Origin of the sequence: uncultured Pontibacter sp., assembly GCF_947499215.1 — a bacterium.
Classification (GTDB): Bacteria; Bacteroidota; Bacteroidia; order Cytophagales; family Hymenobacteraceae; genus Pontibacter.
Genome location: NZ_CANMNI010000002.1, coordinates 624924 through 637097, shown reverse-complemented (window position 1 = coordinate 637097; position 12174 = coordinate 624924). Strand labels below are relative to the sequence as shown.

The window sequence follows — 12174 nt, the reverse complement described above, 5'->3', positions numbered from 1 at the left end:
AGCCGGCTTCTTAAAGCCGGCTGTTTCTTTTTTATAATAATAAAATTACTGCTTCGGAATCACAAACTGCTGACCCGGTTTAATCAGATCAGGATTGTTGCCGATGGTAGCCTTGTTCGCTTCATAGATTTTTTTCCATGCATTGGCATCGCCATAGTAATGCTTGGCGATTTTAGAAAGCGAGTCACCGCTCTTTACAGTATAAGTGTCCTGACCCGCTGCTGGCTGACCCGCGGGTTGCTGAGGCGCTTGCTGATTAAAAAATGTGCTGTCGCCCGGTTGACGGTTTGTTGGATTAGGAGCCTTAGCGGGTTCCTTTTCACCCTTCTTGAAAAAATCACGCAATCCCATATCTATATTCTTTAAATGTCTGTAATAGTTTTTCTGTGCGGCTACGAAAGCGCAGCTGCTTAGATAAATACGCCAACGGGGGGGCATAGTTGTGGGATCAGGGCTTTCTAACAGATTAGGTAGCTTTTATCAACTTTAAAAAAGTTTTAGCCGTACTCTATGCACGCCACCTTGGATAAGCAGGCGCAGGTATGTATAACCATAAAACTATGAATATTATGAATAAGAATCTGAAACAGGCTAAGAGCTATTTGACAGTTGTGATGGCCTTTGTAATGATGGCCTTTATGACTAGCTGCGGTGGTGACAAGGACGATGCCGGTAACGCGAACATGATCTCCGGCGGAAGCAGCAAAACTTGGAAGGCCGACAAAGAAACTACTGCCTCTGGCGATAAAGATAAACTGACTGCAGACGAAAAGGACGAAACCATGCAGTTCTACTCTGATGGCCGCTTCGCTATGGGTGGCGGGGGCTCTTTACAGACTGGCACATGGAATTATGACCAAGCCGGCAAACGTCTGTCGCTCACTTTTGAGGGGGCTAATGTGTCTGAGAACTTCACAGTAGAAAAACTGACCGACAAGGAGATGCACTTGGTAGCAAGTGATGGCTCCAAAATGGAGTTGGAAGCCGAATAGGTATAGAGTTGAGATTATATTTTGGAAGAGCCGGTTTAAAACCGGCTCTTTTGCTTTATAACAGAACTAGAATTTTTAAAGTGTTGGCGTTCCAACCAGCCTGCGGAGCGCCAGCAATCCGAGAGCCGGACCAATAGCCAGTAAAGCAAACACATACTGGAGCGGCATTTTTGTGAGCAGATAGCCCGTAAGCTGTATGCTCACCACCGTAATGGCAAAGCCAATGGCCACAACAATGGTCAGGGCTGTGCCGACTAGGTGCGACGGAGCCGTTTTGGCGGTCAGAGCCGAGAACTGAGGCGAGTCGCCAGCTACCACAATGCCCCAGAACAACAGGAAAGTAAGGAGCAAGTATGGAGCGTCCACTTGAAGCACTACAACCGACAAGAGGCAACAGAGCCCTGAGAGCAGCAACTGCACAAAGGCCACCCGGGCGCTTCCCCATACCTGTGACAGGTAGCCGCCACCAATGCAGCCCACTGCCCCAGCCGCTATTATAAAGAAAGCATAAAAAGATACTTCCCCTGCAGAAAGCTGCGGGGCTGCGGTGGCCAGTATGAGCGGGGTAAAGGCCCATAAGGTATAAAGCTCCCACATGTGGCCAAAATACCCCATAGCTGCCGCCCGGAACTCGCGGTGGCGGAAAGCTTGCAGCATATTCCCCATTTTGAAGGTTGCTCCTTTGCTCAGGTATGGGCCGTCAGGTACCAGCAGGTATAGCAGCACGCCACCAATTGAGGCCAGCAGGCTAACAGCCAGCAGTACCTGTTGCCAAGGCAATGTAGCGCCTAGGCCACGGATCAGGTGCGGAAAGGCCGTGCCCAGTACCAATGCCCCAACCAGATAGCCGATTGCTTTTCCCAGACGGGTGCTATACCAACTGGCAGCTATCTTCATGCCCACCGGATAGACCCCTGCTAGCAGAAATCCGGTTAAGGCGCGTAGTAGGAGCACGGCATAAAGACTATCAGCAAAGAATAGCACCAGCGCATTGGCTGTGGCTCCCAGCAGCGCACAGATCAGAAACAACAGACGTGGAGAGATGCGATCGGCCAGCGAAAGAAAAGCAAAGACCAGCGTACCCCCAATGAAGCCCAGTTGCACAGCAGAAGTCAGCAGTGCCAGCGCACCCTCTTGCAACTGCAGCGAGGCTTGCAGCTCCGGCAGCACCGCATTGCCGGCAAACCACAGCGAGGTGCCCGCAAACTGCGAGAACACAAGCGTAGGCAATATGCGAGCGGGCGGGGCTAAGGTTGGGTTAGCCATAAATCGTTTCAGCGAATTTCTCGAGTGCCTTCCGGGTTTCGTAGGTGCGCTCGAACATGCCCATGTGGCCGGTTTTGCCTAAGAAGTAGACCATGCTGTTGTCAGGCAGGTGGCACTGCTCTAGGGCTTTGTCAAGCGGGACGGCGCCGTCTTCCTTACCGAATATAAACAGCACCGGAAACTTAGCAGCGGCTAGCACATGTGTTCTGTCAGGACGGTCGCGCATGGCGGCCAAGCCACCGGTTACGCTCTCTTTTGGTGTGCTGACTCCGATCTTTTTCATCAGCGCAATCTCCTTTTTTAGTTTGTCGCGGTTCTCGCTATAGAAGAGTGGTTCGATGAAGGACTGCATGAACTTCTCCACGCCATGCTTCTCCACGAACTCGATGGTTTTGTTGCGGTTGTCCTTTTTCTCGTCGGTGTCAGGTAGGGCGGAGGAGTGGAAGAGGCAGAGGCCGCTGAGCATACTGCTATATTTTTCGGCAAAGGCCATGCTCACATAGCCGCCCATAGAGTGGCCCACCAGAATACATTTCTTCACGTTCAGCTCTTCCAGCTTTGCCTTGACATAGTCAGCCATTCCTTCCATGCTGTAGTCGGCTATACCTTGGGTGTTTTCGCCGAAGCCGGGCAGGTCCAGTGCGATGGTTCTGAACTTCTGCTGCAGCGGCTTTGTGAAGTTCGTCCAGACTTCTTTGCTCTCGCAGAAGCCGTGCAGGAATACGATTGTTTCGCCAGATCCGGCGGAGGTATAGGTGGTGTGACCGTTCATAGTTTAAGGTGTGTCAATTTGTAGGGATAGGTCGCGACCTGTCCGAATCGTGCATGAGTAATTGCAAAACAGCGTGCGCATCACGTCTTGGCAATGCAGGAAAACCGCACAAATGTAAATTTATACATTGACAGAGCATTGGCAAATTATAAACCACCATTTGCATAGAAATGTCTACGCCGGGCGGATAGGTTGCGATCTGTCCCTAAAAAGTGATTGCAAACAAAAACCCCGCAGCTCCTGAAGAACTACGGGGTTTGTCTTTTGTCAAAATGTACTTTGTCAGAGCTTATACCTTCACCGCCACACCGATCATCTCTCTCACAGTGTTCTCAATGGCAGTCGGATCGAAGCAAGCGTCGCGGTGCAGTTCTAGCTGCGAACCATGCTCGAAGATTTGGTCAGGTATGCCGAGGCGCTTTACTTGGGAGGTATAGCCATTGTCGACCATAAACTCCAGCACCGCGCTTCCGAAACCACCCTGCAGACAGCCGTCTTCCACGGTGATCACTTTGCTATACTTGTTGAAGATGTGGTGCAGCAGTTCTTCGTCCAGTGGCTTGCAGTAGCGCATGTCGTAGTGGCCTGGGTTGATGCCTTCGTAGCTCAGTTTCTGGCAAACATCCACGGCATAATTACCGATGTGACCGAATGTCAGGATCGCTACTTCTTCACCTTCCTGCACGGTACGGCCTTTGCCGATCTGCTGCAGCTCCAGTGGCGTGCGCCAGTTTGGCATCACACCTTCGCCACGTGGGTAGCGGATCGTGAACGGACCGGCTCCTTCCTGAGAGGCGGTATACATCATGTTGCGCAACTCCTGCTCGTTCATGGGGGCAGCTACCACCATGTTCGGGATACAACGCATGTAGGCGATGTCGTAAGCACCATGGTGCGTTGGACCGTCGGCACCGGCAAAGCCGGCACGATCGAGGCAGAACACCACGTGCAGGTTCTGGAGGCACACATCGTGCACCACTTGGTCGTAACCGCGCTGCATGAACGTGCTGTAGATGTTGCAGAACGGCACCAAGCCCTGTGTTGCCAAACCAGCAGAGAAAGTCACGGCATGCTGCTCGGCTATACCTACGTCAAAGGCACGGTCCGGCATGGCTTTCATCATAATGTTGAGCGAGCAGCCAGACGGCATCGCAGGCGTCACACCCATGATCTTGTCGTTCTTCTCAGCCAGCTCCACAATGGTATGGCCAAACACATCCTGATACTTCGGAGGCTGTGGCGTATCGTGATGCTTCTTGTAGATCTCACCTGTTATCTTGTCGAACAGACCCGGCGCGTGCCATTTGGTCTGGTCTTTTTCGGCCAGTGCAAAGCCTTTGCCTTTGGTCGTGAGCACATGCAGGATCTTCGGACCCGGTATACGCTTAAGGTCTTCCATCACCGATACGAGGTGGTTGATGTCGTGCCCGTCAATCGGACCGAAGTAGCGGAAGTTCAGGCCTTCGAACAGGTTGCTCTGCTTCGATAGTGTGGCTTTGATGCCGCTCTCGATCTTAGAGGCAATATGCTGTGCGTTCGGTCCGAATTTGCTGATCTTGCCGAGTACATTCCACAACTCGTCACGCAACTTATTATAAGTGCGGGAGGTGGTGATGTCGGTCAGATATTCTTTCAGAGCGCCCACATTCGGGTCGATGCTCATGCAGTTGTCGTTGAGGACCACCAGTAGGTTAGCGTTGGTCGCGCCGCCGTGGTTAAGGGCTTCGAAGGCCATACCACCGGTCAGGGCGCCATCACCGATCACGGCAATGTGCTGGCGGTCTTCTTCGTTTTTGTATTGTGAGGCTACAGCCATACCCAGCGCCGCCGAAATGGAGGTGCTCGAGTGGCCTACGCCAAAGGTATCGTATTCGCTTTCTTTACGCTTCGGAAAACCAGAGAGTCCGCCGTACTTGCGGTTGGTGTGGAAGTTATCGCGACGACCGGTCAGGATCTTGTGCCCATATGCCTGATGCCCCACATCCCAAACCAACTGATCGTAAGGTGTGTCGAACACATAATGCAGTGCCGTCGTCAGTTCCACCACCCCAAGGCTGGCCCCAAAATGACCGCCGTGGATAGATACCACATCGATGATATATTGCCTTAACTCTTGGCATACCTGCAGCAGTTGCTCTGGCTTCAGTTCGCGCAGGTCGGCAGGTTTGTCAATGGAGGCAAGCAGCTCTCCGGGTTTGATGATCATAGAAATGTCTTTATTATAGACTTCCAACAAATTTTTCCGGCAAAAGTTTGCATTGCGCAAAATACTGTCGTCCGGACAAAACGTAAAGTTAGCAAAATTCAGAACACAAGCTGCTATTTCTCTTCCTTATACTGTAGTGGCAGCCAACGGCGAAGTCGGGTGTTGGTGTTGTAAGCGTGTGATTAACAGGTTAAAGCATGGTTTGTGGAACTTAACATCAGGCTCTCCCCTTAATAGTGCTACATGTATACATTGGAAATCTTATTTTGTTCGAAAAACCGTGCAAGCACGGCATCTATAACGCGCTAAGTGCACTGCTATTTCATCCGAATAAATTAGTATTTTTGTCCATCAGTCGCGATCAGCGCATTAACCAAAGGCCAGAGAAGTGAGTTTCGAAATTAAATTACCGTTGTTTGAGGGGCCGTTTGACTTGTTGCTCTTCTTTATTGAGCGTGACGAGCTGGACATACACGATATTCCCATCTTCCAGATTACCAACGAGTTTGTGGGCTACATACGCCAGCTCGAGCAGCTCAACATAGAGGTGGCCAGCGACTTTATCCTGACTGCTGCTACGCTCATGCGCATCAAGGCCAAAATGTTGCTGCCCCGCACCGAGAAAGACGAGGAAGGCAACGAGATAGATCCGCGCCAAGAGCTCGTGCAGCATCTGTTGGAGTACAAGCGCTACAAGGCCGTGTTGGGCGACCTCGGGCAGATGGAAGAAACACGTTTGGCGCAGGAAAACCGCGGTAATGTGCACGAGGAACTGCAGCAAATTGCCAACGCCAACCACTTTGAGTACGAACTGCAGGATCTGAGTCTTTACAAGCTCATGCGGGTGTTCGACAAGGTAATGCACCGCTTCGAAGAAGAGCAGAGCCGACCGAAGCATACCGTACTGACCTACCCCTATACCATCGAGGACCAGCGCGACTACATCCTGCGCACCATTGAGGAGCGCAAGCAGGTGGCTTTTTCTGATATCATTCAGGCCTTCCCGGACAAAATCGGTATGATCTTCAACTTCTTGGCCATACTGGATATGCTGCAACTCAACCTCATCGGAATAGAAGTGGGAGAGGGGTTCAACGACTTCACCATTATCTTGGCTGATGGACAGGCCGCTCAAGTTACACAGCTCATTTTAGAGTAGGCTCTTTCCGAAAATCCTTAAAAAGCCGAACCGTTTCCCTAGAGTTGCCGAATAGTTAAGTAGTTTTGCACGTCAGCTATTAAAGAGCGCGCGCCGAGGAAAGGGTTACAATAGCCTGCATGGACCAGAACAAGAAGACCATACTCAAGAATTTCAGTCCGATCAAGATCCTGATCCCGGTATTACTGGGACTGGGCGCTACGGCATGGCTATTCATAAAAGACGACAAACTTAGCGATCTGAAAGGTATAGCCGAAGCCAACTGGTGGTGGCTAGCAGCGGCACTGCTCGTGCTCGTGATCCGCGACTTGGGGTACATGTACCGCATCCGCAGCCTAACCGACAAATTCCTGACGTGGCGCAATAGCCTCGACGTGATTATGCTTTGGGAGTTTGCCTCAGCTATTACGCCATCGGTGGTGGGTGGCACCACCATCGCGACCATTGTGCTAAACAAAGAAGGTATACCGCTGGGCAAATCGCTGGCCTATGTCATGCTCACGGCCGTGCTCGACAACATGTTCTTCATCATAGCGGCCCCCATTGCACTGCTGGCCACGCAGGGCGATGTTTTCCCGGATTTCGGACTTTCTGCCTCCGACGTAAATGCCCTCAAAACAGCCTTCTACATCAGCTATTCGCTTATTGCCGTCTATACCTTCGTCATGATCTATGCCCTGTTTGTGCGCCCGCGTGCTTTCAAGTGGATCCTGCTGAAGCTGACTGGCTGGAAGCTGCTGCGCAAGTGGCGCGTCAACGCCTTTCACCATGGCAACGAGATTATATGGGCTTCGCAGCAGCTCCGTGGTAAGGATTTTAATTATTGGGCCCGAGCCGTTATCTCCACCATTTTTGTGTGGAGCGCCCGCTATTTCCTGCTCAACTGCCTAATCGCCGCCTTTACCGATGTGACCTTTGCAGAGCACATGCTTATCTTTTCCCGCAACCTGATCTTCTGGATCGTGATGCTCGTGGCCATTACGCCGGGCGGGGCAGGTATAGTCGAGATGGCCTTCCCAAGCTTCTTCGGGCTGTTCCTCGGCCGCTTCAGCAACATCGTGGTGGTGCTTTATCGTCTGATCACCTATTATCCATACCTTATACTTGGCTCTGTCTTCCTGCCGCGCTGGGTCGCCAAAGTCTTTGGACGCTCCTCGGTGGAGGATGAGGTGAAGGTATAGGGTGTCGGGAGCGTATAGCAGCATGTAGGAAAGAAGCAGCGCGGGGTAATTCTTGTACTGCTTTTTTTGTTGTGAGAAGGTATAGATTATGCTAGTTTAGACCATGCTGAAACAGGCGAAATGGAGTATAATGAATAAGGAAACCAATCAGTCATAAGTATGAAAGCCATAGTTGTAGGAGGCGGTATCGGAGGCTTATGTGCGGCCTTGGCACTGCAGCAGGCAGGTATAGAAACTACCGTGTATGAGGCGGCACCCAATTTCAAAGGGCTGGGGGCTGGCGTGGGGCTGGCCGCCAACGCCATGCAGGGACTTGCCCGACTTGGTGTGATGGACGACGTGGTCGCAAGAGGCAAGCAACTCGATGCGCTGGTGATCTTCGATGAGCACGGCCGCGAGATCAGCAACATGGACACTCGCCCTTTGAGCAGCAAGTATGGCATCAACAATTTTGTGATACACCGCGCCGACCTGCACGAGGTACTCCTCAGTCATCTGCAGCCCGACTCTGTTGTGTTGGGCAAGCGCTGCGAAGAGGTAAAGCAGCGCGGCGATCAGGTGCAGATCATGTTTGCTGACGGGAGCCATGCCACGGCTGATCTGCTCATCGCCGCCGATGGCATTAGCTCGGTGGTGCGCCAGCAATTGGTGCCCGAAAGCATACCCCGCTACGCTGGCTATACCTGCTGGCGCGCCGTGGTCGACAACCCGGGCGTTGAAATCAATAACATGATATCGGCGGAGACGTGGGCACCGGAGGGCAGGGTAGGTATAGCGCCGTTGCAAGGCGACAAGATTTACTGGTATGCCTGCATTAACGCCCCGCAGCGCGATGAGAAAATGCGCCGCATGACGCCCGAAAAACTGGCTCGCCATTTCGAAATGGTGCACCCGCCCGTAGAAGCCGTGCTGGCCTCCACTTCGCAGGACCAGCTTATCTGGAATGACATAGCCGACCTGAAGCCGCTGAAGCATTTCGTGTACGGACGCGTCGTACTCTTGGGCGATGCCGCTCATGCCACCACACCCAACATGGGACAGGGCGCTTGCCAAGCCATAGAAGATGCCGTAGTGCTGGCGCAGTGCCTGCAGCAGGAAAATGTACTGGCCGAGGGCCTCAAGAAATACGAAAAGCGCCGCAAAGCCCGCACAGCCAAGGTCATTGAAATGTCACGCAGGCTAGGTGAAGTGGCGCATTGGCGTCATCCGCTGTTGGGTAAGCTTCGGAATACGCTCTTCCGGGCTATGCCCAAGTTCGTGACGCAGCGGCAGATGGAGGATTTATATAAGGTAGATTTCTAGACTGGAGTAGAACGCTACTGCAAATTTGCGCATGCTATACCTGCTTTGGATTGTTCCAGCTTCCAATAGATTACCTCATCGTCCCGTACACGCTCTTCCATACCTAGCTTTTCGAGTATCCGGATAGAGGCCGCGTTTTCTAAAAGGCAGCTTGCTGTCACAGTCTTAACTGTGGGTTGCCGAAATGCCCAATCCACCAAGGCCTTGGCCGTTTCTAGGCCATAGCCTCTTTGGTGCTCCTGCTCAATGATGGAGTAACCTATGTCAACCACTCCCTCGGCACTAGGCGGTCCTTTAAAGCCGGCGTCGCCTATAACGGTGCTGTTGCGTTTCAGCACTATCATCCAAGATTCAAATCCGGTTGGCTCCTGCACCTTTTCTAAGTGTTTAATGACTTTGGGCAAGGTATCCATCGTTTCTTGATCTGGCCAATAAGGTGTTGCCTGCAGCCCAAGATAGGCAAGCACAGCTTTGTCGCCGGCATAAAGAGTGCGGGCTGCCTCGAGCGTAAAAGGTATAAGCACGAGCCTTTCGGAGTGGATGGGTTGGGTACGCATGTATCTATTGTTGATGAAACTGCTGTTCATGCAAAGATAAGCTCTTAGCTACTGCTAATAGCTCTACGCCAGCGGATTCTATACCCTTTTCGGTTTAGTTTAAGTTTTCGATTACCCGCTTCAGCTTTTGCTGCACCTCCGTGGCGATACCTTCCAGCGATTCGTTTTTGGCAGCAGCCATGGAGGCGATGGGGTCCACGGCAGATACTTCTATCTCGCCGTTCTCATGCTCTTCCACCACCACGTTGCAAGGCAGAAACACGCCGATCTTGTCCTCGCTTTGCAGGGCTTTGTGTGCAAAATGCGGATTGCAGGCCCCAAGGATCTTATAGTTCTTAAAATCGACGTCTATTTTCTTTTTCAGCGTATCCTTCACGTCAATCTCGGTGAGCACACCAAATCCTTCTTTCTTCAATTCGTCGGTTACCTGCTGCACCGCCTCCTCGAAGTTCTTGCCTGTCAGTGTTTTGTTGAAATAGTAGTTCATAGCTTTGGTTTAGGTTGTTTGATTTAACTACGAACGGGGAGGGGATTGGGGTGGTATTAAAAATCAGCGAACCATTCTTTTTTGATGTTAACCTTCTCGACTAGCTCAATTTCTACACCAAGACCAAGCTCTTTAAGCTTTTCGGCAAATTCATTTCCGTCAATTAAATCTATAGGAGGAGCGCCGTCTCTATTGGCTTCCTTCTTTGCTTCTCTAGTGAAAGTTCCAGTGGTCAAAATAAGTCCCTTATCAGCTCTTCCGATCATGGCTCCTCTAAAGTCTCTTACTACACTCGAGCCAACACTGCCTTGATATCGCTTTGCCTGAAATACAACATGAAAAGAGAGTACACCTCCAATCCTGATAAGACCTTGGCCATCTATTCCGCCATCATTAGAGCGTTGTGTGACCTCTACATTTAGAAAGCCCAGTTCACGGAGAAGCCTTTGGCATAGTCTTTCAAATTTATCAGGGGAAACTTTCTTTACAGAATCCAGTAGCTCCTCTTGCCATGAAAACTCTATAAGTTCTTCGCTGGCGTTTTCTATATCTGTAGCTACAGGTTTCTCTTTTTCCCCTCGGACTTCTTTGTCGAGCTTAATAATGGTTCTCTTGACTTGTTTCTTATCAACCGAAGCTGTTTGTTTACCATTTTCTGTTAATGCCCAAACACCTCTCTTTGAGTTTTCAAGTAAACCATAGCGTTTTAAATAGTTCCTAGCCCAAGCTAAACGGTAGGTGAGTTTGGTTGTGCTTTCCCGATGAATGTCGTTAACTTCTTCTTCAGATAGTTTTAAAATTTCAATCACCTCTTCTTCAATCTCGCTTACAGATCCTGAGCCACCGAGTTTTTTAAGTGCTTTTAGAGTCGGGTTAAATAAGTCATCGTATTTATACTTGAAGATTTCGCTCATGATGAATTTAAGGGCTTAAGTACTAGAAACACATAAATATATGATATTTCCTATGGAACTTAGTGCTTACAGGTATGTCTTAATTTCTTTAAACAAAAACGGAAGCCCCGATAAGAGCTTCCGTTTTTTATGGTTTATTGAATTTTATACCTACACCAACCCCTGCTTCACCAGATACTCGGCAATCTGCACAGCATTGGTGGCAGCACCTTTGCGTAGGTTATCTGCCACGATCCACATGTTGAGCGTACGCGGCTGGGTTTCGTCTAAGCGGACACGACCAACGAGCACTTCGTCTTTGCCGTGCGCGTCTTTCGGCATCGGGTATTGGAGGTTTTTTACGTCGTCTACCACTTTCACACCTTCGGTTTCATTCAGGATGTGGTATACCTTGTCCAGCGTAAAGTCCTTCTCAAATTCCACATTCACTGACTCGGAGTGACCGCCCATCACAGGGATGCGCACGGCAGTAGCGGTTACACGGATAGAGTCGTCGCCCATGATCTTCTTTGTTTCGAGGATCATCTTCATCTCCTCCTTGGTATAACCGTTGTCCTGAAACACGTCGATGTGCGGCAACACGTTCAGGTCGATGGTATACGGGTAGGCTTTCTCGCCCTCTTTGCCTTCGCGCTCGTTCATAAGCTGCTCCACCGCTTTCACGCCTGTACCTGTCACGGACTGGTAAGTGCTCACGACAATGCGCTTCGCCTGCAGCTCTTCGTGCAGCTTATTCAGAGCCACTACCATCTGGATGGTCGAGCAGTTCGGGTTAGCAATGATCTTATCTTCTTTAGTCAGTTCTTTGGCGTTGATCTCTGGTACCACCAGCTTCTTGGTAGGGTCCATGCGCCAAGCCGAAGAGTTGTCTACTACCACGATGCCTGCCTCGGCGAACTTTGGGGCCCACTCGGTAGAGGTGCTGCCGCCGGCTGAGAAAATGGCAATTTGTGGGGCAGCCGCAATCGCGTCCTGCATCCCGATCACCTTTATCTGTTTACCCTTAAACTCCATCTGTTTACCAACAGATCTCTCAGAAGCAACCAACAATAATTCCGTTACCGGGAAGTTACGCTCCGCCAGTACTTTCAAAATCTCGCCGCCTACCAATCCGGTGGCGCCTACTACTGCTACTTTCATTGTTTAAGGTATGTGGTTAATGTGTTAATTCTTTAATGTGCTGATAGGGTTGAAAGTTTAAATTGTTGAGTTGTTAATTCCGGTTTAGCCTGTTTCTGTGCGATGGCTGTTCCGAAGAAAAGGCAGTTGTATGCCTATTTACGATTCGGACAGGTTGCGACCTGTCCCTACAGGTTATGCTTTACAGTTTTCTGCCTT

Annotated in this window: 12 protein-coding genes; 4 read left to right on the top strand and 8 right to left on the bottom strand. The window is 50.7% G+C overall.

Features of this window, described 5'->3' with window-relative positions:
- Positions 1 to 45: 45 nt before the first annotated feature.
- Entirely contained in the window at positions 46 to 351 is a 306-nt protein-coding gene (locus tag Q1A04_RS10805; protein ID WP_299705283.1) for a LysM peptidoglycan-binding domain-containing protein, read from the bottom strand.
- Positions 352 to 569: 218 nt separating this feature from the next.
- On the opposite strand from Q1A04_RS10805, the gene Q1A04_RS10800 reads away from it, so the two are divergent.
- Positions 570 to 992, top strand: a complete 423-nt coding sequence (locus tag Q1A04_RS10800; protein WP_299705280.1) for a lipocalin family protein — start codon at positions 570 to 572, stop codon at positions 990 to 992.
- Positions 993 to 1067: 75 nt separating this feature from the next.
- Here Q1A04_RS10800 and Q1A04_RS10795 read toward each other — a convergent pair whose 3' ends face one another.
- The 3 genes from Q1A04_RS10795 to dxs all read right to left on the bottom strand — a co-directional run bounded on the left by Q1A04_RS10795 (position 1068) and on the right by dxs (position 5236).
- Entirely contained in the window at positions 1068 to 2258 is a 1191-nt protein-coding gene (locus tag Q1A04_RS10795) for a nitrate/nitrite transporter (RefSeq protein WP_299705278.1), read from the bottom strand.
- Positions 2251 to 3030 carry an alpha/beta fold hydrolase gene (locus Q1A04_RS10790; protein ID WP_299705275.1) on the bottom strand — a complete coding sequence of 260 codons (780 nt, stop codon included), beginning with the start codon at positions 3028 to 3030 and terminating at the stop codon, positions 2251 to 2253. Before Q1A04_RS10790 ends, Q1A04_RS10795 begins: the two co-directional genes overlap by 8 nt.
- Positions 3031 to 3319: 289 nt before the next feature.
- Positions 3320 to 5236: a 1-deoxy-D-xylulose-5-phosphate synthase gene (gene dxs / locus Q1A04_RS10785; protein ID WP_299705272.1), complete on the bottom strand. Its 1917-nt coding sequence runs from the start codon at positions 5234 to 5236 to the stop codon at positions 3320 to 3322.
- A 388-nt stretch (positions 5237 to 5624) separates the two neighbouring features.
- On the opposite strand from dxs, the gene Q1A04_RS10780 reads away from it, so the two are divergent.
- The 3 genes from Q1A04_RS10780 (at position 5625) to Q1A04_RS10770 (ending at position 8878) form a co-directional block, all read left to right on the top strand.
- Complete coding sequence (locus Q1A04_RS10780) at positions 5625 to 6395, top strand: segregation/condensation protein A (protein WP_299705269.1); 771 nt, start codon at positions 5625 to 5627, stop codon at positions 6393 to 6395.
- 119 nt (positions 6396 to 6514) lie between these two features.
- Complete coding sequence (locus Q1A04_RS10775; protein WP_299705267.1) at positions 6515 to 7576, top strand: lysylphosphatidylglycerol synthase transmembrane domain-containing protein; 1062 nt, start codon at positions 6515 to 6517, stop codon at positions 7574 to 7576.
- A 159-nt stretch (positions 7577 to 7735) separates the two neighbouring features.
- Positions 7736 to 8878, top strand: a complete 1143-nt coding sequence (locus Q1A04_RS10770) for an FAD-dependent monooxygenase (RefSeq protein WP_299705264.1) — start codon at positions 7736 to 7738, stop codon at positions 8876 to 8878.
- A 14-nt stretch (positions 8879 to 8892) separates the two neighbouring features.
- On the opposite strand, the gene Q1A04_RS10765 is transcribed toward Q1A04_RS10770, so the two are convergent.
- The 4 genes from Q1A04_RS10765 to Q1A04_RS10750 form a co-directional block, all read right to left on the bottom strand.
- A complete protein-coding gene (locus Q1A04_RS10765) occupies positions 8893 to 9465 on the bottom strand; it encodes a GNAT family N-acetyltransferase (protein ID WP_299705261.1) in 573 nt (190 codons plus the stop codon).
- A gap of 64 nt (positions 9466 to 9529) precedes the next feature.
- Positions 9530 to 9922, bottom strand: coding sequence for a DUF302 domain-containing protein (locus tag Q1A04_RS10760; protein ID WP_299705258.1), 393 nt, complete (start codon positions 9920 to 9922; stop codon positions 9530 to 9532).
- Positions 9923 to 9978: 56 nt separating this feature from the next.
- Complete coding sequence (locus tag Q1A04_RS10755) at positions 9979 to 10836, bottom strand: Mrr restriction system protein (protein WP_299705255.1); 858 nt, start codon at positions 10834 to 10836, stop codon at positions 9979 to 9981.
- 150 nt (positions 10837 to 10986) lie between these two features.
- The gene (locus tag Q1A04_RS10750) at positions 10987 to 11976 is read right to left on the bottom strand and encodes an aspartate-semialdehyde dehydrogenase (protein ID WP_299705252.1); all 990 of its coding nucleotides are present in this window, start codon (positions 11974 to 11976) and stop codon (positions 10987 to 10989) included.
- Between the last annotated feature and the right edge of the window lie 198 nt (positions 11977 to 12174).